Raw genomic sequence first — 21159 nt, forward strand, 5'->3', positions numbered from 1 at the left:
AACCAGCGACCCCCGGCGCGCGCCTCCACTGCTGGCTGGCGGCGCAACCCCTGCTGGCTGGCGCGCATCCGCTGGCCGGGTGGCGGCGCCCATCTCTGGTCGGGGGCGTCGACTCTGCCGTCGGGTGGCGACGCCCATCTCTGCTGGCCGAGTAGCGACGACCGAGCGTAGCGAGGACGCCACGTTCCTCTGCTGGCCGAGTAGCGACGACCGAGCGCAGCGAGGACGCCGCGTTCCTCTGCTGGCCGAGTAGCGACGACCGAGCGCAGCGAGGACGCCGCGTTCCTCTGCTGGCCGAGTAGCGACGACCGAGCGTAGCGAGGACGCCGCGTTCCTCTGCTGGCCGAGTAGCGACGACCGAGCGTAGCGAGGACGCCGCGTATCGAGGTCATCCGAACAGCGAGGCCGATCCGAGCACTTTCGCCACGCTGATCTCGATGACGACGCGTCGCGGGTTCGGCTTGGGCTGCCGGTACCGCTGCGCGTAGCGCTGTTCCGCCTCGCGGACGCGTTCGGGTTCGCGGCTGACCCGCGCCGGACCCTCCAGGGTCAGCCAGCGCGGGCCGTCGACATTCGTCACCGCCGCATAGCCACCCCGTTCGACGTTGCGCACCTTCTGACTGCCGTCGAAGGTGATGACCCGCGCCAGCCCGGCTTCGGGATCCCAGGTGAAGCCCACCGCGACCGAATGCGGTGTCCCGTCGGCGCGCACCGTCGTGAGGGTGCCGAGATGGCGTTCGGTCAGGAACTCGACAGCGGCAGGGCCGACGTCGGCAGCGGTACGTGACATGGCTGCCACGCTAGCGCCGGTGGGGTGGCCGGGGCGGGCCGGGGCTGGTGCGATACTGCTGTGCATGGCGTCTGACACATCTCCGGGTTCGCTCGTCCTGTTCGGCGGACGGAGTGAGATCGGTGTGGCCACGGCGCAACGCCTGGCCGAGGGCAGGACGGTCGTGCTCGCCGCGCGCCGGCCCGACGACCTCGCCCGAGAGACCGCGCTGCTGCTCGACGCGGGCGCGACGGCCGTCCACACCGTGGCCTTCGACGCCGACGACACCGACAGTCATCCCGGCCTCATCGCCTCCCTGGTCATGGAGTTCGGACCGATCGGGATCGCGATCATCGCGTTCGGGATCCTCGGCGATCAGGCCCGCGCGGAAGCCGATGTCGCGCATGCCCTGCAGATCGCGCACACGGATTACTACGCACACGTCAGTGTGCTGATCCCGCTCGCCGCCGCGCTGCGAGAACAGGGCTCGGGCACGATCATCGTCTTCTCCTCGGTCGCCGGAATCCGGGTGCGCCGAGCCAACTATGTGTACGGCTCCACCAAGGCCGGCCTCGACGGCTTCGCCAGTGGCATGTCGGATTCGTTGCACGGCACCGGCGTCCGAATGCTGATCGCCCGTCCCGGCTTCGTGATCGGCGCGATGACGAAGGAGCTGATGGAGTCCGGGGTGAAGCCCGCACCCATGTCGAAGACCCCCGACCAGGTCGCCGACGCGGTTGCCCGCGCGTATCGCCGGGGCCGCGGTGAGGTCTGGATCCCGGCGGCGTTGCGGCCGGTCTTCTTCGGCATGCGTCTGCTCCCACGCGCGGTCTGGCGGAGACTGCCGCGATGAGATCCACACCGGCCGACTCGGCCGCCGCAGCGCGGTTCGTCATCGTCGGCATCGGTGCCGACGGGTGGCGCGGACTGGCCGACATGTCACGCGAGGAACTCCGCGGTGCCGAGGTGATCTACGGTGCACCAAGGCAACTCGCACTCCTCGACGACGGGGCGAACGAGCTTGCCGGCGCGCGGGAGCCGTGGCGGTCGCCGATGTCGGAACACCTCACCGAAGTGCTCGCGAACAGCACCGGACGCACCCACATCCTGGCCAGCGGCGATCCGATGTTCCATGGCGTCGGTGCGAGCATCGTCGCCCGTGTGGGGGCCGATCGAGTGCAGGTGTTCCCGGCGGTGTCGAGCGCGAGCCTGGCATGCGCGCGTCTCGGGTGGGACCTTGCCACGACGCGGATCGTCAGTGCCGTGACCGCCGATCCCGAGGTGGCTCTCACCGAGGCCACCGGCGGAGGACGTCTCCTCGTCCTCAGCCGAGACGCCACGACCCCGACAGCCGTGGCGGACCTCCTCGTGCACAACGGATTCGGCGCCTCGACGCTGACCGTGCTCGAACAACTCGGCGGACCGGACGAGCGCATCCGGTCCGCGTCCGCCGAATCCTGGGCGCACCCTGCCGTCGACCCGCTCAACATCGTGGCGGTCGAGTGTGTCGGACCGCGTCGCAGCCGGATGCCCGGTCGCGAGGACGACACCTACGCCCACGACGGTCAGATCACCAAGTCCACCATCCGGGCGGTCACCGTGGCGGCGCTCGAACCCGCAGGGCCGCAACTCCTCTGGGACATCGGCTCCGGGTCCGGAAGCGTGGCCATCGAATGGCTGCGCGCCGACGAGCGAGGTCGGGCGATCTCCTTCGAACAGAACGCGGACCGCGCCGAACGGCTGACGGGCAACGCGCGCCGGCACGGCGTCGGTCATCGCCTGTCGCTACGAGGCGCCGCGCCCGACGCCCTCGCCGACGCGTCGTCTCCCGATGCGGTGTTCATCGGCGGCGGCCTCGACGACGAGGTCCTGACCGCCGCGTGGAACGCACTGCGACCGTCGGGGCGGATCGTGGTGAACGCCGTCACCGTGGAGAACCAGGAGATCCTTGTCCGGTGGCACGCCGAACGCGGCGGCACCCTGCGGCGTCTGTCCGTGGAGACCGTCGCACCCCTCGGGACCATGACCACCTGGCGGCCGGCGCTACCGATCATCCAGTGGGCCGCAACCAAAGACGACCCAGCGCAAGAAACGGGGCTCACGTCGTGACCGTCTACTTCATCGGCGCCGGACCCGGGGCGCCCGACCTCATCACGCTGCGCGGCGCGCGTTTGCTGGGGGAGTGCCGCACCTGTCTGTACGCGGGGTCGCTGGTACCCGACGAGCTGCTGGAATCGTGTCCCGGCGATGCCGTCCTCGTCGACACCGCGCGGATGCCGCTGTCCGACATCGTCGACCACATCGTCGCCGCCCACGATCGCGGACACGACGTCGCCCGCCTGCATTCCGGCGACGTGTCGATCTATTCGGCGCTGGCCGAACAGCAACGAGAACTCCGTGCCCGGGGTATTCCGTATGAGATCGTGCCAGGGGTACCGGCCTTCGCCGCGGCCGCCGCTGCGCTCGACACCGAACTGACCGTCCCGGGTGTTGGGCAGAGCCTGCTCATCACCCGCGTGTCGACGCTGTCGACCGACATGCCCGCCGGCGAGGATCTCGCACGTCTCGCCGCGACCGGCGTGACGCTCGCCCTGCATCTGGCCGCCCACCGGGCCGAGCAGATCGTCGATGCGCTGACACCGCACTACGGGCCGGAATGTCCCACGGCGACCGTCTCCTTCGCGAGCCGCCCGAACCAGCAGGTGGTGCGCTGCCCGCTGAATCGACTGCCGGAGACCCTCCAGGCCGCCGACATCCGCAAGACCGCGGTCATCTTCGTCGGCCGGGTCCTCGACGCGGCGGCACATCCCGAGGTCACCGACAGCTACCTGTACTCCCACGCCCGGATGGCCAAACTCCGCGAGACACCGCACCGATGACCGACGAACAGATCCTCATCCTCGGCGGCACCGGCGAGGCCCGGGCGCTGGCAGCGTCCCTGACCGAGGCGGGGTGGTCCGTCATCAGCTCACTCGCCGGGCGCGTCGCCGATCCGCGACTGCCGGTCGGTCCGGTCCGGATCGGCGGCTTCGGCGGTGTCGAAGGATTGCGGGAGTGGCTGCGCGGCAATGGTATTCACGCCGTCGTCGACGCCACCCACCCCTTCGCGGCCACCATCACCCGCAACGCTGCGCAGGCCGCGTCCGACCTCGGTGTGCCGCTGCTCCGCCTGCGTCGTGAACCCTGGGTCCCGACCGAATCCGACCACTGGGTACAGGTACCGGATCTCGCCGCTGCCGCCGACGAGGTACGACGCCGCGGCACGCGAGTTCTTCTGACCACGGGACGTCAGGACGTCGGCGTGTTCGCCGATGTCGATGATGTGTGGTTCCTGATCCGGGTGGTCGATCCGCCGACCTCGGAACTCCCTGCGCGCAGAGAGATCCTGCGTTCGCGCGGGCCCTACGACTACGACTCCGAACTGGCCCTGCTCCGGGAGCACCGGATCGACCTGCTCGTCACCAAGAACAGCGGCGGATCACTCACGAAGGCGAAACTCGACGCCGCCGCAACCCTGGGCATCGAGGTGATCGTCGTCGACCGGCCGACCGAACCCGACGTTCCGGCGGTCTCAGACGTCGCTGCCGCCGAGGCTTGGCTCGAGCGGCTGCTCGGCTGAAACCTGTTCCGGCTCATCGGCCGGAGTGTGCCGTCGGGGCGTGAACACCAGGGGACCCGCGGCCCGGGGCACCACCCGGGTGGCCGAGGAACCGATGAGGAGCAGTGTCCGCATGTCGACGACGTCCGGGTCGAGGTCGGCGACCGTGGTCGTGGTCAGCGTCTGCTCGGGACCGCCCACGTCGCGACCGAGGACGACGACGCGGTCGGGCGAAACCGTCTGCAGAAGAGTGTGTTTGAGGGCTCCGACCTGCCATGCCCGGCTCGCCGATCCGGGGTTGTAGATGGCGATGACCAGGTCGGCTGCCAGGGCGGCACGGATGCGACGGTCGATCACCGACCACGGCTTGAGCCGGTCGGACAGCGAGATCACCGCGAAGTCGTGGCCCAGAGGCGCCCCGACGGCAGCGGCCACCGCGGTGGCCGCTGTGACACCGGGAACCACCCGCACCGGGACGTCGTGCCATTGCGGTTCGGCGGCCACCTCGGCCACCGCGGCCGCCATCGCGAACACGCCGGGATCACCCGACGACACGACCGCCACGCGCGCACCCCGTCGGGCGAGATCGAGTGCGAACTCGGCACGTTCGGACTCGACCCGGTTGTCACTCGCGTGGACGCGCTGACCGGGTCGTGGCGTCACCCGCTTGAGATAGGTCGTGTAGCCGACGAGGTCGGTGGCCGTGGCCAGTTCGGTGCGCACCTCCGGCGTGGTCCAACTGTCGTGACCGGGCCCGAGGCCGACGACCACGAGTTCGCCTGGTACCGGCTCCGCCTCGAAGCGTGGATTGTTCCGTCGCCCGGGAATCACGAGGATCGAGAAGTACGGCACTTCAGCCGGATTCACCTCCGATGCGGGAAGCACTCGCTCGACGGTGGTCGAGGCCCGTTCGACATAGAACGCCTCGTCGAGCCGGCCCGCCTCCCGCAACGCCTCTCGCACCCGTTCGAAGGTGCGGCCCAGTTTCATCACCACGACGGCATCGGCCGACCGGAAACGGAAGAGCAGCTCCTCGGTCGACGCCGTGCCCGGCACCACCGTGAGTGTCTCGTCGCCCTCGACGAGCGGCACGCCGGTGGCCGCCGACGCCGCGCTGACCGAGGTCACCCCGGGCACGATCTCCGCATCGAAGTGCGGCGAGAGCCGTTTGTGCATGTGCATGTAGGAGCTGTAGAAGAGCGGATCCCCCTCGGCGAGCAGGACCACGTCCCGGCCGGCGCGCAGATGGACGGCCAGCCGTTCCGCGCTGTCGGCGTAGAAGTCGTCGAGCGCTCCCTGATAGCCACCGGGATGGTCGGTGGTCTCGGTGGTGACCGGGTACATGAGCCGCTCTTCGGTCTGCCCGTCGCGCAGGTACGGTTCGGCGACCGAGCGTGCGATGCTGTTGCCGTGCCGCGCACAGTGATACGCGACCACGTCGGCCGTGCTGATCACTCGCGCGGCCTTGACGGTCATCAGCTCGCTGTCGCCGGGGCCCAGACCGATTCCCCAGAGCTTGCCCTGATCGCCTGTTCGTTGCGGAGTTGTTTCGTTCACGACTGCAGGCACATTCACTCCTGGGGGGTGGCGAGCGCGTTGACGGCGGCGGCGGTGATCGCCGACCCGCCCCGGCGGCCGGTGACCGTGATGAACTCGAGGTCGGTGCGGGCGGCGAGGGCTTCGCAGGACTCCGCGGCACCGACGAAGCCGACGGGTGCGCCGACGATCGCCGCCGGGCGGGGAGCGCCCTCGTCGATCATGTCGAGCAGTGCGAACAGTGCCGTCGGGGCATTGCCGATCGCGACGACCGCGCCGTCGAGGCGAGGCAACCAGAACTGTAGGGCGGCAGCGGTTCTCGTCGTCCCCATCTCCTCGGCCAGAGCGGGAAGGGTGGGTTCGGAGAGGTGGCAGAGCACCTCGTTGTCGGCGGGCAGCCGCTTGCGGGTGATGCCGGAGGCCACCATCGACGCGTCGCAGAGGATCGGTGCCCCGGCTTCGAGCGCCCCGCGGGCCGCCCGGACGACCCCGGGGGTCGCGACGACGTCGCGCGTGAGGTCGGTCTGTCCGCAGGCGTGGATCATCCGTACGACCACGGTCGCCACGTCAGGGGCGAAGGCGGACAGATCCGACTCCTCCCGGATCGTCGCAAAGGACTGGCGATAGATCGCGGCGCCGTCGCGCAAGTACTCGGTCATGGTGCGCACGAGCCTAGCGGCGACGTCGGTCGTAACCGCCGTCGGGCGTGGCCTGCACCGACAGATGCGGGCCGGCGGGGGAGCCACAGCGCCGCTCACAACCGACCCAGTGCTCGCGATCACCCACCGGAAGTCCTGCCTCGACATGCACGAGCAGGTCCTCGCGCACCGGGGCCTGGGCCGATGCACAGCCGGGGGCGCCGACGCAGCAGCTGACCCTCGCCCACGGCGAGTTCGCGTCGAAGATCAGTCCCATCGGCGCGAGAACCCGCACCACGGTCTCGGCGACACCCTCGCCCAGGTCGCAGATGAGGATCTCACGGTCCGGGGTGAACACGACCGGCGACTCGACCGCGGCGATGAACTCGGCGAGACGTGCGGGCAGGCGTCCGAGTTCCACGACCGATCCGAGCAACACCGACCCGTCGTCCTGGTCGAACCAGCCGACGATCGGCTCGGTCGGGTTCGGCACGGCGTCGTCGTCGGATCCGACAACCGGTGCCAGGCTCGCCGCGACGAGCCTCTCCAGCCGGCCCCGGTCCTCGGCGCCCAGGTCACCGATGCGCCACGCACCCGGAGCCACCTCGTTCAGGCCGGCCGCCACCCCGATCATGGCGTCGACGATCCCGTCGACACCGTCGACGGATCCGACGGCGACCCCACCGACCAGGATGTCGGCGACCACGGGCTCCGCCGCGCGCACCACCGCACACGCGTCGGCGCCGCGGTGCCGGATGTCACCTCGGCCGTCGTCGAACCCGAACAGGAAGCGTCCCGAGATCGAGGTCGCCGCGGGATCGGCACGCAGGGCATCGTCGAGAGCGGCGGCCAGCGGACCGGCGTCGGCGATGCCGCCGATGCGCCCGGTCAGGGGGCTCACCTCGATGTTCCGCACCTTGTCGTGTGACGAGCTCGGTGCGAGTCCGGCGGTCACCACGGCGTCGGCCACGGCGCCGACGTCGGTGATCCCGCGCAACTGGAGATTCCCGCGGGCGGTCAGCTCCAGGAACCCGTCGGCGTGGGCGGCCGACGCCTGGGCCAGGGTGGCGAGCTGATCAGACCGGATCCGGCCTCCGGGGAGCCGGATTCGGGCCAGCGCACCGTCCTGCGCCGCGTGGGTGCTGAACACGCCGGGACAGCGGTCCGTGGACTCTCGGATCGCTGTCTCGGGGGCGGGGTCCGGCGCCTCGGTCATCCCACAAGCGTACGACCGGCCCAGGTGAGGGGTTCCCGGATGGGCCGCCGTAGGCTGAGACCCAACCGCGAGCGGGCTGAAGCCGGTGAGAATCCGGCGCGGTCGCGCCACTGTGATGGGTTTCGGTCCTGCCGGGGCCCCAGCCAGACCAGTCCCTCGCCCACACCTGACACACCGGGCGCGACAACCCGGCGAGGAGAAACGATGATCCTGCTGCTCTCGACCTCGGACACCGATCTGCTGACCGCGGCGGCCGCGAGCGATGCGAACTCCGAGGTGAGCGTCCGCGGCGCCAATCCTTCGAGGATCCTCGTCGACGAGATCCCGGCGCTCGCCGCCGATGCGGACCTGATCGTGGTCCGCATCCTGGGCGGTACCCGCGCCTGGGAAGAGGGACTCGCGGCGGTCGAGGCGACCGGGAAACCACTCGTGGTCTGTTCGGGCGAACAGCAGCCGGACCCGGACCTGATGGCGCATTCGTCGGTGCCGGCCGGTGTCGTCGCCCAGGCCCACGACTATCTCGCCGCCGGCAGCGTCGCGAACATGGTCAACCTGCACCACTTCCTCTCCGACACCGTGCTCTTCACCGGTCACGGGTTCGAACCACCGCAACAGACGCCCGCCTGGGGAATCCTGGAGCGTGCGGCGAGCGAAGAGGCGGCATCGGACGCGCCCACCATCGCGGTGCTCTACTACCGCGCCCAGCACCTGGCCGGCAACACCCGCTACATCGACGCCCTCTGTCGCGCCATCGAGGACCGCGGCGCCCGGTCGTTGCCGGTGTTCTGTGCCTCGTTGCGCACGGCACCCGACGACCTCATCGAGTTGCTCGGCACGGCCGACGCCCTCGTGGTCACCGTCCTGGCCGCCGGGGGAGCGACCCCGGCGACCGCGTCGGCCGGCGGCGACGACGAGGCGTGGAGCATCGAACGGCTCGCGGCCCTCGACATCCCGATCCTGCAGGGCCTCTGCCTCACCGGTTCGCGGGCGGACTGGGAGGCGAGCGACGACGGTCTCTCACCACTCGATGTCGCGACGCAGGTCGCGGTGCCGGAGTTCGACGGCCGGATCATCACGGTCCCGTTCTCGTTCAAGGAGTTCGACGACGACGGCCTGCCGTGGTACCAGCCGGATCCCGAACGCTGTGCCCGGGTGGCGGGTATCGCCGTGTCGCACGCACGGCTGCGCCGGATCCCCGTCGCGGACAAGCGCATCGCCATCATGCTGTCGGCGTACCCGACGAAGCACGCACGCATCGGCAACGCCGTCGGCCTCGACACCCCGCGCAGCCTGCTCCGGCTTCTCGCCGCGCTGCGTGCGGCCGGCTACGACCTCGGACCGCAATCGGGGCCGGATGCGATACCCGGCCTGGCAGAAGACGATTCGGATGCGCTGATCCACGAGATCATCGCCACCGGCGGACAGGACCCGGACTGGCTGACCGAGGAGACCCTCGCCGCCAATCCGATCCGGCTGCCCGCCGCGGAGTACCGCGCGTGGTTCGACACGCTGCCGGAGGATCTGCGCAGTGCGGTCGTCGAACACTGGGGCGAGGCACCGGGCGAGCTGTTCGTCGACCGGTCGGCCAATCCTGACGGCGACATCGTCGTCGCCGCATTGACTTTCGGCAACATCGCCATCATGGTGCAGCCGCCGCGCGGTTTCGGAGAGAATCCGGTCGCGATCTACCACGACCCGGATCTGCCCCCGTCGCATCACTATCTGGCGTCGTATCGGTGGATCGCCGCCCTGCAGTCCGACGGACACCTGGCCGGTTTCGGAGCCGACGCGATCGTGCACGTCGGCAAACACGGCAACCTCGAATGGTTGCCGGGCAAGAACCTCGGCATGTCGGCCAACTGCGGAACCGACGCCGCGCTCGGCGACCTCCCGCTCATCTACCCGTTCCTCGTCAACGACCCGGGGGAGGGGACGCAGGCCAAGCGTCGGGCCCACGCGGTGCTCGTCGACCATCTGATCCCGCCGATGGCCCGTGCCGAGTCCTACGGCGACATCGCCCGGCTCGAACAGTTGCTCGACGAACACGCGAACATCTCCGCCCTCGACCCGGCGAAGCTGCCCGCGATCCGCCAGCAGATCTGGACGCTCCTCACCGCCGCGAAGATGGACCACGACCTCGGGCTCACCGAACGTCCCGACGAAGAGGTCTTCGACGACATGCTGCTGCACGTCGACGGCTGGCTGTGCGAGATCAAGGACGTCCAGATCCGCGACGGCCTGCACGTTCTCGGCGAGGCGCCGCGCGACGACGCCGAGGTCGACCTCGTTCTCGCGATGCTGCGCGCCCGGCAGCTGTGGGGCGGCACGTCCGCGCTCCCCGGACTCCGTGAGGCGCTCGGCCTGGTCGAGGACGGGACCGCCGAACGCGGGACCGTGGATGCCGTCGAGGTGCAGGCCCGCGACCTCGTCGCCGCGTGCGCGAAGGACGACTGGTCGCCGGCCGCCGTCGCCGAGGCCGCCGCCGGGCTGCCCGACGCGGTCGGTGACGTCCTGCGATTCGCGGCCACCGAGGTGGTTCCTCGCCTGCGGCAGACCTCCGGCGAGGTGCCCCGCGTACTGCACGCCCTCGACGGCGGCTTCATCCCCGCCGGCCCCAGCGGATCCCCGCTGCGCGGACTGATCAACGTCCTGCCGACCGGCCGCAACTTCTACTCGGTCGACCCGAAGGCCGTGCCCTCGCGGCTGGCGTGGGAGACCGGCCGCGCAATGGCCGACTCGCTGCTGGAACGCTACGTCGCCGACCACGGCCACCACCCGGCGTCGGTCGGGCTGTCGGTGTGGGGGACGAGTGCGATGCGTACGTCCGGCGACGACGTCGCCGAGGTCCTCGCCCTGCTCGGCGTGATGCCGGTCTGGGATGAGATGTCGCGCCGCGTCGTCGATCTCGAACCGATCGACCTCGCCGAACTCGGGCGCCCGCGCATCGATGTCACCGTCCGCATCTCCGGGTTCTTCCGGGACGCCTTCCCTCATGTGGTGGCGATGCTCGACGACGCGGTCGCGCTTGCCGCTGCCGCCGATGAACCCGACGAGCAGAACTTCGTCGCCGCCCACGTCCGTGCGTCGATGGCCGAACACGGCGACCGTCGTCGCGCCGTCACCCGCGTCTTCGGCTCCAAGCCCGGAACGTACGGTGCCGGAATCCTGCAACTCATCGATTCCCGCGACTGGCGCAGCGACGAGGACCTGGCGCGCGTGTACACGGAGTGGGGCGGCTATGCCTACGGTCGCGGTCTCGACGGTGTGCCCGCGGTCGACGACATGCGCGCCGCCTACAGACGGATCGCGGTGGCCGCCAAGAACACCGACACCCGTGAGCACGACATCGCCGACTCCGACGACTACTTCCAGTATCACGGCGGCATGGTCGCGACCGTGCGCGCGCTGACCGGTACCTCGCCGGAGGCCTACATCGGCGACAGCACCCGGCCCGATTCGGTGCGCACCCGCACGCTGTCCGAGGAGACCGCCCGCGTCTTCCGGGCCCGCGTCGTCAATCCGCGCTGGATCTCGGCGATGCAGCGCCACGGATACAAGGGCGCCTTCGAGATGGCCGCGACCGTCGACTATCTCTTCGGCTACGACGCCACCACCGACGTCGTCGCCGACTGGATGTACGAGAAACTCACCGAGTCCTACGTCCTGGACGAGACCAACCAGGAATTCATGCAGCAGTCCAACCCCTGGGCGCTGCACGGGATCGCCGAACGGCTGCTCGAGGCCGTCGAACGGGACATGTGGCGCGAACCACCCCCCGAACTCCTCGACGCGCTGCGCAACGTCTACCTGCAGACCGAGGGTGACATCGAGGCCCGGGGCGAGACGCCTGCTGGTTGAGCCTCTCGACCCTTCGGGAGAAAAATCGCCGCCTCGTTCGTTACACCGCCAGACCCTGACACCGAGGGTGCCCACAAGGCACCGAAAGACAGGTGAGACGACCATGGCACTCCGCTACTTCGCCGTGTATGCGCTGCTGGAGATCGCCGCCTTCGTGGCGATGGCGGTGACACTCGGGTTCGGCTGGGCGGTGCTGATCAGTATCGCGGCCGGCGTCCTCGGGTTCCTGACGCTGCGCTGGCAGGGCCGCAAGGTCTTCGGCGAGCTCCGGCGGGCGGCCAACAACGAGGTGGACGCCCGGGCCCCGCTCGCCGACACCGCCCTGGTCGCCACGTCGACGATCCTGCTGGTCGTCCCCGGGGTCGTGTCGACCGTCGCAGGCATCCTGCTGCTGTTCCCGCCGACCCGCAAGGTGATGCGTCCGGTCGTGGTGGCCGTGGGAGCGCGGCGGATGGCCACGGCGATGGACCGCGCGGGCCTGTACGCCACCGGCATCTACGGCGGCGGAATCCGCGGAGGTGGCGCGACCGTCGTCGATGGCACGGTTGTCGAGTCGGACACGCCCGAAACAGGCTTCGGCGCGGCATCTCCACAGATGACCACCCCGCAGCTCCCACCCACTCGTTGACCTGGGACCGTCCGCCCTACCCCTCTCGGCCACATTCACTCACGGCAAGGCAGACTGAACGATCGTGGCAACCCAACTGCTCCTCGGCGGTGCCGTGTACTCGGCGGCCGCCCCCGACGCGACCGCGATGGCCATCACCGATGGGGTGGTGGTGTGGGTCGGCACCGATGACATCGGCCGGGCCCTCCACCCGGATGCCGAGATCATCGACCTGAACGGGTTGTTCGTCAGCCCGGGTTTCGTCGACTCGCACGTGCACCTCACGTCGACCGGGCTCTCGCTCGACGGTCTCACCCTCAACGAGGCGACCAGCCGGACGCACTGTCTGCGACTCGTCGCGAAGACGATCGCCGACGACGCCGCGGCCGGCCACGAGGAGGGTGACCTGCTCTGGGGTCTCGGCTGGGACGACTCGACCTGGGATGGCCCCGAACCCGAGGACGGCCGCTTCCCGACGACCAGCGAACTCGACGCCGTGGTCGGCGCCCGCCCCGTGTACCTCGCCCGGGTCGACGAGCACTCCGCGGTCGCCTCGACCGCTCTCCGTCGCCTGGTGCCGGAGCTCGCGGACGCCGTCGGCTACCACCCGGAAGAGCCGCTCGTTGCCGAGGCGCATCATCTCGTCCGCGGTGCAGCCCGTCTCCTCGTCACTGCCGCACATCGTGAGCGGGCGCAGCGACGTGCGCTCGACGTTGCCGCCGCGCACGGGGTCGTCGCCGTCCACGAGAACGGCGGCCCCGACATCAGCGGCATGGACGACTTCCTGGCGATCGCCGACCTCGACCACCCCGTCGAAATCCGCCGCTACTGGGGACAGACCGTCACCGACGCCGATCACGCGGCCGAGCTCATGACCATCACCCGCGCCCACGCCCTCGGCGGCGACCTCTTCATCGACGGCGCGATCGGATCACACACCGCGTGGCTCAACGAGCCGTACACCGACGCCCCGGACACCCGCGGCATCAGCTACCTCGACATGGAAACCATCCGCGATCACCTCCGCGGTTGCACGCTCGCCGGTATCCAGTCCGGGTTCCACGTCATCGGCGATGCCGCCACCGGTGCCGTCGTCGCCGCGCTCACCGAACTCGCCGACGAGCTGGGCACCCCGGCGATCGCCCGCTGCGCCCACCGGCTCGAGCACGCCGAGATGGTCACCGCCCGCGACGCGGAGGTCCTCGCCCGCTGCGGCGTCATCGCCAGCATGCAACCGCACTTCGACGCCGAATGGGGCGGTGCGGGCGACCTCTACGACGCCCGGCTCGGCAAGGCCCGCGCGGCCACCCTCAACGACTTCGCGATGCTCGCGAAAACCGGTGTGGCGCTCTCATTCTCGTCCGATGCTCCGGTCACGCCGATCGACCCCTGGTCGACGATCCGTGCCGCGGTCCACCATCACCAGCCCACCAACGCGATCTCGGCACGCGGCGCCTTCGCGGCGGCCACCCGCGGCGGCTGGCGCGCCGGCGGCATCAACGACGGCCTCACCGGCACCCTGACCCCCGGAGCGCCCGCGAGCTACGCCGTGTGGGAGGTCGACGACCTCGTCGTGGCCGGCTCCCACGAGAAGGTGCAACGCTGGTCCACCGACCCGCGTTCGCGCGTGCCCGCCCTGCCGGACGTCTCCCCGGGAGCTGAGCTGCCGCGGTGCGTCCGGACCGTGCACCGCGGACAGGTCCTCTACGACCGGGACGCCGGGTGAACACCACCGACACGATGACGTCCGACGAGGAGACCGAGGCGCGTGCACGTCGCTTCACCCTGACCTGGGACTGGAGTCTCCGTACCCTGGCCGCGATCGTCGCCGGTCTGGCGATGTGGGCCGCCTTCCCGCCCCGCAACTGGTGGTTCCTCGCGGTCTTCGGGCTGGGTGTGCTGTTCACCGCGCTGTACGTGCGGCGCCCGCGGGTGCGCACGGGTGCATGGGTCGGCTTCGTCTTCGGGCTCGCCTTCTTCATCCCGCTGCTGCCGTGGATCGGTGTCTACGTCGGGCCGCTACCGTGGCTCGCGTTGTCGGTGCTGCTGTCCGGGTACCTCGCCCTGTTCGGCGCGATCGCCACCGTCACCATGCGACTCCCGGTCCCGCCGGTCTGGTTCATGCTCTCCTGGGTGCTCGTCGAGGCCGTGCGATCGGCGTTCCCGTTCGGCGGGTTCCCGTGGGGGAGAACTGCTTTCAGCCAGGTCGACGGGCCGCTGCTGCCTTTGGCATCCCTACTGGGCGCCCCCGGGCTGTCCGCCGGCGTCGCGCTGTTCGGCGCGTCGGTCGCCTGGTTGCTGATCATCCTGGTCTCCGCCTATCGCCGGTCCGCCCGATCGGCGGCGGCGCTCACCGGTGACCAGCCGTCGGGGTTCGTGCGGGTCGCGACGCTCGCCGTCGCCATCGCGCTGCTCGCACCCGTGGCGGCGATCGCGCTGACCCCGGCCACCATCGACCGCACCATCTCGTCGAAGTCGGTGCACATCGCGGCGGTCCAGGGCAACGTGCCGCGACTCGGCCTGGACTTCAACGCACAGCGTCGTGCCGTGCTCGACAACCATGTGCGCACCACCATCGGCTATGCCCAGGCGATCGACGCCGGCCTCGCCGCCCCGCCCGATTTCGTGCTGTGGCCGGAGAACGCCTCGGACATCTCACCGCTGGACAACGCCGATGCCGCCGCCGAGATCACCGCCGCCTCCGAGGCGGTCCGCGCCCCGATCCTCGTCGGCACCCTGATCCGCAACTCCGACGGACGCCCGACGAACTCGGTGCTCGTCTGGGACGGGGACAAGGGACCGGTCGACCGCTACGACAAGCACATCGTGCAACCGTTCGGCGAGTACCTGCCCTGGCGCTCGTTCTTCCGTCTCTTCTCGTCGTATGCGGACATGGCCGGCAACTTCAAGCCGGGCACCGGTCCCACCGTCGTGGACGTGCCGGGCCGCTCGGGTGAGGTCACCGTAGGTGTCGCGACGTGCTGGGAGGTCGCCTTCGACCGCGCGGCGCGCCAGTCCATCCGCGACGGGGCACAGATGCTGTTCGTTCCCACCAACAACGCGACCTTCGGTCGCACCGAGATGACGTACCAGCAGCTGGCGATGTCGCAGGTGCGTGCCGTCGAACACGGACGTGCTGTGGTCGTCGCCGCGACCAGCGGTGTGAGCGCGATCATCGACGCCGACGGCTCGATCACCGAACAATCCGGCGTCTTCGCCTCGGATGTGCTGACCAGCACGCTGCCGCTCCACGACGGGACGACCCTCGCCACCCGTCTCGGGATGTGGCCGGAGGTCCTCGCGATCGTCGTGGCCGTGGCCGGTCTTTTGTTTGCGCTGGCCTCGCGTACTAGGTTCACACTCAAGCCACGCAGGGACGCCGCACGGGCGTCCGGTGACATTTAAGGAGCTCGATGGCATCGGGGATTGACGCCTCGGCAGGACAGCGGCAGTCAGGCGACGCGCCGCAGCCGGTGGTCGGCGCCGACGGAGCGGGCGCACTGGTCGTCGTGCCGACGTTCAACGAGCGCGACAACCTGCCCGTGATCGTCGAACGCCTCCAGGCCGCCCTGCCCGGCGTGCACCTGCTGGTGGTCGACGACTCCAGTCCGGACGGCACCGGTGAGGTCGCCGAGGAACTCGCTCTCAAGGACGAGCAGGCCGGTCGTATCCACGTGCTGCACCGCCAGGAGAAGGACGGCCTCGGCAAGGCCTACCTCGCCGGTTTCGCGTGGGGCCTGGGCCGCGACTATCCGGTCATCGTCGAGATGGACGCCGACGGCAGTCACGCACCGGAGCAGCTGCACCGCCTGTTCGACGCCATCAACGACGGCGCGGACCTCGTCATCGGCTCCCGGTACGTCCCCGGCGGCAAACTCGTGAACTGGCCCAAGCATCGGGAGTTCCTCTCGCGCGGTGCCAACACCTACGCCCGCGTCGCGCTCGGCGCCAAGGTGCACGACATCACCGCCGGCTTCCGCGCCTACCGACGCAGCGTGCTGGAGAAGATCCAGCTCGACACGGTCGAGTCGGCCGGCTACTGCTTCCAGATCGACCTGGCCTGGCGGACAGTGCGCGCCGGTTTCGACGTTCGCGAGGTGCCGATCACGTTCACCGAACGCGAGCTGGGCGTCTCCAAGATGAGTGGTGGCGTCATGTCGGAGGCCTTCACGATGGTCGCGCGCTGGGGAATCCAGAGCCGCCTCGAGCGCCTGGGGATCGTCAAGAACTCCTAGCTCAGCACCAGACAAACGGATCGGCCCGGCAGGTGTTCCTGCCGGGCCGATCTGTCTGTCAAGCGGTGGGGCTCAGTGCGCGATGCCCTTGCGACGCTGCTTCAGCAGGTCGAGACGCTCGTTGAGGAGCACCTCGAGCTCTTCCTCGCTACGACGCTCGAGCAGCATGTCCCAGTGGGTGCGCGGCGGCTTCGTCTTCTTCTCCTCGGGCTCTGCGCCCTCGAGGATCGTGCCTTCCATGCCGTTCTTGCACGGCCACTTCGACGGCACCTCGGCGTCGTCGGCGAAGGGGACGTCGAAGATCTCACCGTTGTCGGTGCGGTACTGGACGATGCGACGCGGCGCGAGGTCGTGGTCGCGATCGGTCTCGTAGCTCACCGCGCCGAGGCGGCTACCCCGAAGTACTCGATCTGCCATGAACAGTTCCTCTCAAAGCTTCGTCAGATTTCTCAGTTTGCCGGATCTATCAGCTGTGTTCACGCGGCGTTCACCTTCGAACGCAGCCAACTGAGTCGTCAACAGGAACATTCTACGCGCAATGTCGATGGCGGTTCGCCACCCGCCGACGACCCGTGTTGACCCGAGGCGGCCGCCCGACGTGCCACCCCGGTTTCCGGGCGTCCCATCGGGGTACGGTCTCCGATGTGGAACAGGTCTCCCATCACCGGCGTCGCCCGTACAACTGTGCGTGGTGCGGGTCGATGATGGTCGACTCCGAACTCGGCCGGCGGCGCAAATACTGCAAGCGTTCGTGCAGGCAACGCGCCTACGAACAGAGAACGCTGCTCGAGGGCACCTCCATTCCCACCGACGCCGTGATCCTGTCGGCCGCCGAGGCCGCCGACTTCGGCGACCGCATGTTCGCTCTGCGGTGCGCTGCCGAGGACCTCGGCACCGCGGTCGCCGAACGTGCCGACCACGACGTCCTGGCCGAGCTGACCGACACTCTGCTCGAACTCGCGAAGGAAGCCGAGAAGCTACGGTGATCGCCCGCATCTTCGGCCTGTCCGCCGTCGTCTCGGTGGTGGCGCTGGCCATCGCGTATCTCTACCTGGGCTGGACCGGGCTCGCGTTGTGCGCGATCCTCGGCGTGCTCGAGGTGTCGTTGTCCTTCGACAACGCCGTCATCAACGCGACGATCCTCGAGCGGATGTCCGCGTTCTGGCAGCGCATGTTCCTGACCGTGGGTGTGCTGATCGCCGTGTTCGGTATGCGCCTGCTCTTCCCGCTGCTCATCGTCTGGATCACCGGCGGGTTGAACCCGGCCGAGGCGCTGCGGCTGGCCACCAACCCTCCGCCGGAGGGGCAGGCCTACTTCGCCGACGGGCAACCCAGCTACGAGACGATCCTGACCGACGCGCATCCGCAGATTGCCGCGTTCGGCGGGATGTTCCTGTTGCTGTTGTTCCTCAACTTCGTGCTGACCGAACGGGAGCGCACCTGGCTGACGTGGCTCGAACGTCCGCTGGCCAAGATCGGCAAGCTCGACCAGTTGCCGGTCGTGCTCGCGTCGATCGCCCTCGTGCTCTGCGGCGAGTTCCTCGCTGCCGACGACATCCGGGCCACGGTCTTGGTCGCCGGAATCCTCGGCATGGTCACCTACATCACCGTCGACGGACTCAGTTCGCTGTTCATGTCCGACGGGCCGGGCCACGACGAACCGGGCCCGACCCCTGCGACCAAGGCGACCGGCAAGGCTGCGTTCTTCCTCTTCCTCTACCTCGAGGTGCTCGACGCGTCGTTCTCCTTCGACGGCGTGATCGGCGCTTTCGCGATCACCTCGGATCCGATCATCATCGCTCTCGGCCTCGGTTTCATCGGCGCGATGTTCGTCCGGTCCATCACGATCTACCTCGTGCGCAAGGGCACGCTGGGGGAGTACCGGTACCTCGAGCACGGGGCGCACTGGGCGATCGGCGCGCTCGCCGTCATCCTGCTCCTGGGCGTGGAGTATCACATCGACGAGATCGTCACCGGCCTCGTCGGAGTGGCGTTCATCGGGGCCTCGCTGGCGAGCAGCATCCGCGCGAACCGACGCGACTCCCGGCGCGCCGAGACCCAGTCCTCGGTGAACGCCTGACGTCTCCCCGAGTGGGGTTTGCCGGGAATTCATGACCTTCCGGTGAACGTTCTGAGACACATTCGAATCACCCTGGGTCTCGTCCTCCCAACTGTCGGACGACAGGTGTAGAAAGGACGACGGCGGTGATGTGCGTCACGCACGATCCCATACTTTCGCGCCGCCGGGCTTCCGTCCCGACGCGACGTCGCAACAGCACATTTGGAGGTGGAATGAACGACAGGCAGCAGCAGATGATCCAGTTCGAGAAGTACTGGTACCCGCTGGGCGGCGGGTCGTCGAAGCAGATCATCGAGGAGTTCGGGCTGTCTGATCGAGACTTCTTCGCCGAGCTCAACCGGATCGTCGACGCCGATCCGCCGGAGGCTCTGAGCGCCGCCGAGTTGCGACGCATGCGTGAGGTCATCCGCCGTCGTCTGTGGATGGCCCGCTAGTCGCGCACCGGGCGCGTTCTGCCGTCGATCCGCGGTGAGGGGATAATCGGGCCGTGCCCTTCTCCGACGACGATCTCGAATCGTTCTACCGCGAGATCGAGGCTCGGACGGCGTTTCACGAGCTGATGCACCGACGCCCCGCGGCACGATCGGAACGTCGGATCGAGACGGCCGAGTGTCCGACGCCGGACAAGCTTCCCTTCTCGTCGCCGGCCGATGCGCTCGACGGCATCGACCGCATCAAGCGGCGAGCACTGGGCACCCTGTCTCTCCGCTACTACGAGTGCACGTGCGGCGCCTGGCACATCACCAGCTCGGCGCAGCTGACGTACCGGCCCGCCCCACCGGCACCTCGCAGGCGAAAGGGTAAGAAGAAGCGGTGATCCCGCCGAATCCGTTCCCGACCGCGACCGTCGAACTCGTCTGTGCCGATCCTGCTCTCGCCGCCCGTGCTCACGAGATCCTTCTCGGCCTCTCCGGGGCGCCCGATCCCGATTCGCCGGGAGTGGTTCTCGGTAACACCGAGCTCCGGTTGCGTCAGGGACTCGTCGAGGAGGGTGACGCGGACGCCGGCCACCGCGTGTACTTCACGGTCGACGATGTCGCGTCGATGCACCGGCTGCTGACCCGACGCGGCTTCCCGGTCGTCGAGTCGCCGCTCGGGGTGACCGGGGAGACGACCCCGCTCGGCGTCACCGCCCGCGAAGCCGTGGGGGAGTCGGCACATGCCACCGACGTGACCGGGATGGACCACCTCGTCTTCACCTGCGACAACCGCGATCGGGCGGTCGCGCTGTTCGGTGGCGTCTTCGGCCTGGATTTCCGGCTCGATCAGCCGATCGGCGACAACGCCCGGCAGCTGTTCTTCCGTGCCGGCGACCTCATCGTCGAGGTTGTGACCGCGGTGACCTCGACCGAGCCGCCCACCGCAGCCGCGACCTCGCTGTGGGGTGTCGCCTGGCGGTCCACCGACGTCGAGGCGACCCACGCGCGTCTGCGCTCGGGCGGCCTGGATCTCAGCGAGATCCGCACCGGCCGCAAGAAGGGCACCCGCATCTTCACCGTGCGAGAGCGCGCCCTCGGCACCCGCACGGTCATCATCGGCCCTGTCTGAGCATCGAAACCTGGGTTTTCGACGCCCCCTACGGTAATCTGACTACGAATGTTGTCGAAATAGCTTTCGAAAACCACGTTGGGGGCACCATGACCGCGGTACACGACGAGCAGGCGGCCGCCGCACTCGAGGACACCGACCGCCTGATCAACCACCGCGACGACGAGATCGAGCTGATCCCACCCGACTCGCTCACCGCGCAGCTCACCGGTCTCTACACGTTCCTGCCGATCAACGGTGCGGCGTTCGTGATGCAGGTGATGCACCCGGTGATCGGCGACGTCGTCGGCAAGTATTCGGTGTTCCGCACGGACCCGGTGGGGCGTGCGATCCGGTCCGCCGACTCGGTGCTGCGCTGGACCTACGGCGGTCAGGAAGCCATCGCCGAGGGGCACCGCCTCCGGAAGCTGCACCAGCCGCTGCAGATGCGCAACGCCGAGGGCAAGCACATCAGCGCGCTCAACCCGGAGGCCTACGCGTGGGTCATCGCGACCGCGTTCCCGACCATGACCACCGCCGCGCCGCTCGTCCTCGGGCGTGAGTTCACCCTCGACGAGCGCAAGGAACTGCTGCGCGACAACCGTCGCATCGCCAAGATCGTCCAGGTCCCGATGAAGGGCTACCCGGAGACCCTCGAGGAGTTCGACGAGTACTTCGACGACTTCATCGAGAACAAGCTGGTCCGCCACCCGGTCGCCATCGAACTCATCGAGCAGATGCGTGCCGCCCCGCCGGTGCCGAAGGCGGTGCCCAAGGCGCTGCGCCCGGCCGTCAAGAAGGTCGCCGCCACCGCATCGGTCCCGTTTCAGGACTTCAACTACCTCACGACCGTGGGCGTCATGGATCCGCGCGTGCGCGAGATCCTCGGCCTGACCTGGACCGACGAGGAGCAGCGCCACCTCGAGAAGATCCACCGCCGCCTGCGGTTCGCCTACCGCACCCTGCCCGAGCGTGCGATCTACTTCCCGCTGGCCTACCACGCTCGTCGCCACCACGACGCGATCCAGGCCATGAAGAAACGCGAGAAGCAGAGCGCCGCTTACAAATACGCCACGTAGCTCCGGCGGTCGCGAT

At 69.2% G+C, this 21159-nt stretch carries 20 protein-coding genes and 1 riboswitch; of the genes, 15 read left to right on the forward strand and 5 right to left on the reverse strand.

Features of this window, described 5'->3' with window-relative positions:
- Positions 1–388: 388 nt before the first annotated feature.
- Positions 389–790 carry a pyridoxamine 5'-phosphate oxidase family protein gene (locus NWF34_RS09175; RefSeq protein WP_024498050.1) on the reverse strand — a complete coding sequence of 134 codons (402 nt, stop codon included), beginning with the start codon at positions 788–790 and terminating at the stop codon, positions 389–391.
- A gap of 64 nt (positions 791–854) precedes the next feature.
- Here NWF34_RS09175 and NWF34_RS09180 point away from each other — a divergent pair, with 64 nt between their 5' ends.
- From NWF34_RS09180 to NWF34_RS09195, 4 genes are read left to right on the forward strand one after another with little or no spacing between them, the layout of a single operon-like run.
- Entirely contained in the window at positions 855–1622 is a 768-nt protein-coding gene (locus NWF34_RS09180) for an SDR family NAD(P)-dependent oxidoreductase (RefSeq protein WP_258324769.1), read from the forward strand.
- Positions 1619–2878, forward strand: a complete 1260-nt coding sequence (gene cbiE, locus NWF34_RS09185) for a precorrin-6y C5,15-methyltransferase (decarboxylating) subunit CbiE (RefSeq protein WP_258324770.1) — start codon at positions 1619–1621, stop codon at positions 2876–2878. The genes NWF34_RS09180 and cbiE overlap by 4 nt, the downstream gene beginning before the upstream one ends.
- Positions 2875–3648, forward strand: coding sequence for a precorrin-4 C(11)-methyltransferase (gene cobM, locus NWF34_RS09190; RefSeq protein WP_024498047.1), 774 nt, complete (start codon positions 2875–2877; stop codon positions 3646–3648). The genes cbiE and cobM overlap by 4 nt, the downstream gene beginning before the upstream one ends.
- A complete protein-coding gene (locus tag NWF34_RS09195) occupies positions 3645–4388 on the forward strand; it encodes a cobalt-precorrin-6A reductase (protein WP_024498046.1) in 744 nt (247 codons plus the stop codon). Before cobM ends, NWF34_RS09195 begins: the two co-directional genes overlap by 4 nt.
- On the opposite strand, the gene NWF34_RS09200 is transcribed toward NWF34_RS09195, so the two are convergent.
- The 3 genes from NWF34_RS09200 to NWF34_RS09210 are packed head-to-tail and all read right to left on the reverse strand — an operon-like array spanning position 4341 to position 7757.
- Positions 4341–5936 carry a precorrin-2 C(20)-methyltransferase gene (locus tag NWF34_RS09200; RefSeq protein ID WP_258324771.1) on the reverse strand — a complete coding sequence of 532 codons (1596 nt, stop codon included), beginning with the start codon at positions 5934–5936 and terminating at the stop codon, positions 4341–4343. The two genes, NWF34_RS09195 and NWF34_RS09200, sit on opposite strands and share 48 nt — an antisense overlap.
- 2 nt (positions 5937–5938) lie before the next feature.
- A complete protein-coding gene (locus NWF34_RS09205) occupies positions 5939–6562 on the reverse strand; it encodes a precorrin-8X methylmutase (protein ID WP_258324772.1) in 624 nt (207 codons plus the stop codon).
- A gap of 13 nt (positions 6563–6575) precedes the next feature.
- A complete protein-coding gene (locus NWF34_RS09210) occupies positions 6576–7757 on the reverse strand; it encodes a nitrite/sulfite reductase (protein WP_258324773.1) in 1182 nt (393 codons plus the stop codon).
- Between the two features lie 78 nt (positions 7758–7835).
- Positions 7836–7908: riboswitch (cobalamin riboswitch) on the forward strand.
- Positions 7909–7961: 53 nt separating this feature from the next.
- Here NWF34_RS09210 and NWF34_RS09215 point away from each other — a divergent pair.
- From NWF34_RS09215 to NWF34_RS09235, 5 genes are all read left to right on the forward strand, one after another.
- Positions 7962–11615 carry a cobaltochelatase subunit CobN gene (locus NWF34_RS09215; RefSeq protein ID WP_258324774.1) on the forward strand — a complete coding sequence of 1218 codons (3654 nt, stop codon included), beginning with the start codon at positions 7962–7964 and terminating at the stop codon, positions 11613–11615.
- Positions 11616–11718: 103 nt separating this feature from the next.
- Positions 11719–12243, forward strand: a complete 525-nt coding sequence (locus tag NWF34_RS09220; protein ID WP_024498041.1) for an FxsA family protein — start codon at positions 11719–11721, stop codon at positions 12241–12243.
- A gap of 64 nt (positions 12244–12307) precedes the next feature.
- Positions 12308–13948 (forward strand): amidohydrolase, encoded by a 1641-nt coding sequence (locus tag NWF34_RS09225; protein WP_143932177.1) that lies wholly within the window; start codon positions 12308–12310, stop codon positions 13946–13948.
- The gene (gene lnt, locus NWF34_RS09230) at positions 13945–15627 is read left to right on the forward strand and encodes an apolipoprotein N-acyltransferase (protein ID WP_258324775.1); all 1683 of its coding nucleotides are present in this window, start codon (positions 13945–13947) and stop codon (positions 15625–15627) included. The genes NWF34_RS09225 and lnt overlap by 4 nt, the downstream gene beginning before the upstream one ends.
- A gap of 8 nt (positions 15628–15635) precedes the next feature.
- The gene (locus NWF34_RS09235) at positions 15636–16457 is read left to right on the forward strand and encodes a polyprenol monophosphomannose synthase (protein WP_119032316.1); all 822 of its coding nucleotides are present in this window, start codon (positions 15636–15638) and stop codon (positions 16455–16457) included.
- Positions 16458–16529: 72 nt separating this feature from the next.
- On the opposite strand, the gene NWF34_RS09240 is transcribed toward NWF34_RS09235, so the two are convergent.
- A complete protein-coding gene (locus NWF34_RS09240) occupies positions 16530–16874 on the reverse strand; it encodes an RNA polymerase-binding protein RbpA (protein ID WP_005199988.1) in 345 nt (114 codons plus the stop codon).
- A gap of 284 nt (positions 16875–17158) precedes the next feature.
- Here NWF34_RS09240 and NWF34_RS09245 point away from each other — a divergent pair, with 284 nt between their 5' ends.
- The 6 genes from NWF34_RS09245 to NWF34_RS09270 all read left to right on the forward strand — a co-directional run bounded on the left by NWF34_RS09245 (position 17159) and on the right by NWF34_RS09270 (position 21143).
- Positions 17159–17443, forward strand: coding sequence for a hypothetical protein (locus NWF34_RS09245; protein WP_258324840.1), 285 nt, complete (start codon positions 17159–17161; stop codon positions 17441–17443).
- Positions 17440–18537, forward strand: coding sequence for a DUF475 domain-containing protein (locus NWF34_RS09250; protein ID WP_258324776.1), 1098 nt, complete (start codon positions 17440–17442; stop codon positions 18535–18537). The genes NWF34_RS09245 and NWF34_RS09250 overlap by 4 nt, the downstream gene beginning before the upstream one ends.
- Before the next feature lie 212 nt (positions 18538–18749).
- Complete coding sequence (locus tag NWF34_RS09255) at positions 18750–18971, forward strand: DUF3263 domain-containing protein (protein ID WP_005199985.1); 222 nt, start codon at positions 18750–18752, stop codon at positions 18969–18971.
- 53 nt (positions 18972–19024) lie between these two features.
- Positions 19025–19354 (forward strand): hypothetical protein, encoded by a 330-nt coding sequence (locus tag NWF34_RS09260; RefSeq protein ID WP_005199984.1) that lies wholly within the window; start codon positions 19025–19027, stop codon positions 19352–19354.
- Complete coding sequence (locus tag NWF34_RS09265; RefSeq protein ID WP_182372217.1) at positions 19351–20085, forward strand: VOC family protein; 735 nt, start codon at positions 19351–19353, stop codon at positions 20083–20085. Before NWF34_RS09260 ends, NWF34_RS09265 begins: the two co-directional genes overlap by 4 nt.
- Positions 20086–20174: 89 nt before the next feature.
- Positions 20175–21143, forward strand: coding sequence for an oxygenase MpaB family protein (locus tag NWF34_RS09270; protein ID WP_182372218.1), 969 nt, complete (start codon positions 20175–20177; stop codon positions 21141–21143).
- Positions 21144–21159 lie beyond the last annotated feature (16 nt).

It is taken from the genome of Gordonia sp. GONU, from assembly GCF_024733855.1.
Classification (GTDB): domain Bacteria; phylum Actinomycetota; class Actinomycetes; order Mycobacteriales; family Mycobacteriaceae; genus Gordonia; species Gordonia amicalis.

Bases quoted from the DNA above. Each gene is read 5' to 3' on its own strand.
- NWF34_RS09195 (WP_024498046.1), top strand. From the start codon at position 3,645: ATGACCGACGAACAGATCCTCATCCTCGGCGGCACCGGCGAGGCCCGG.
- NWF34_RS09210 (WP_258324773.1), bottom strand. From the start codon at position 7,757: ATGACCGAGGCGCCGGACCCCGCCCCCGAGACAGCGATCCGAGAGTCC.
- cbiE (WP_258324770.1), top strand. From the start codon at position 1,619: ATGAGATCCACACCGGCCGACTCGGCCGCCGCAGCGCGGTTCGTCATC.
- NWF34_RS09245 (WP_258324840.1), top strand. From the start codon at position 17,159: ATGATGGTCGACTCCGAACTCGGCCGGCGGCGCAAATACTGCAAGCGT.
- NWF34_RS09175 (WP_024498050.1), bottom strand. From the start codon at position 790: ATGTCACGTACCGCTGCCGACGTCGGCCCTGCCGCTGTCGAGTTCCTG.
- NWF34_RS09220 (WP_024498041.1), top strand. From the start codon at position 11,719: ATGGCACTCCGCTACTTCGCCGTGTATGCGCTGCTGGAGATCGCCGCC.
- NWF34_RS09240 (WP_005199988.1), bottom strand. From the start codon at position 16,874: ATGGCAGATCGAGTACTTCGGGGTAGCCGCCTCGGCGCGGTGAGCTAC.
- NWF34_RS09235 (WP_119032316.1), top strand. From the start codon at position 15,636: ATGGCATCGGGGATTGACGCCTCGGCAGGACAGCGGCAGTCAGGCGAC.
- NWF34_RS09255 (WP_005199985.1), top strand. From the start codon at position 18,750: ATGAACGACAGGCAGCAGCAGATGATCCAGTTCGAGAAGTACTGGTAC.
- NWF34_RS09180 (WP_258324769.1), top strand. From the start codon at position 855: ATGGCGTCTGACACATCTCCGGGTTCGCTCGTCCTGTTCGGCGGACGG.
- NWF34_RS09270 (WP_182372218.1), top strand. From the start codon at position 20,175: ATGACCGCGGTACACGACGAGCAGGCGGCCGCCGCACTCGAGGACACC.
- NWF34_RS09205 (WP_258324772.1), bottom strand. From the start codon at position 6,562: ATGACCGAGTACTTGCGCGACGGCGCCGCGATCTATCGCCAGTCCTTT.
- NWF34_RS09215 (WP_258324774.1), top strand. From the start codon at position 7,962: ATGATCCTGCTGCTCTCGACCTCGGACACCGATCTGCTGACCGCGGCG.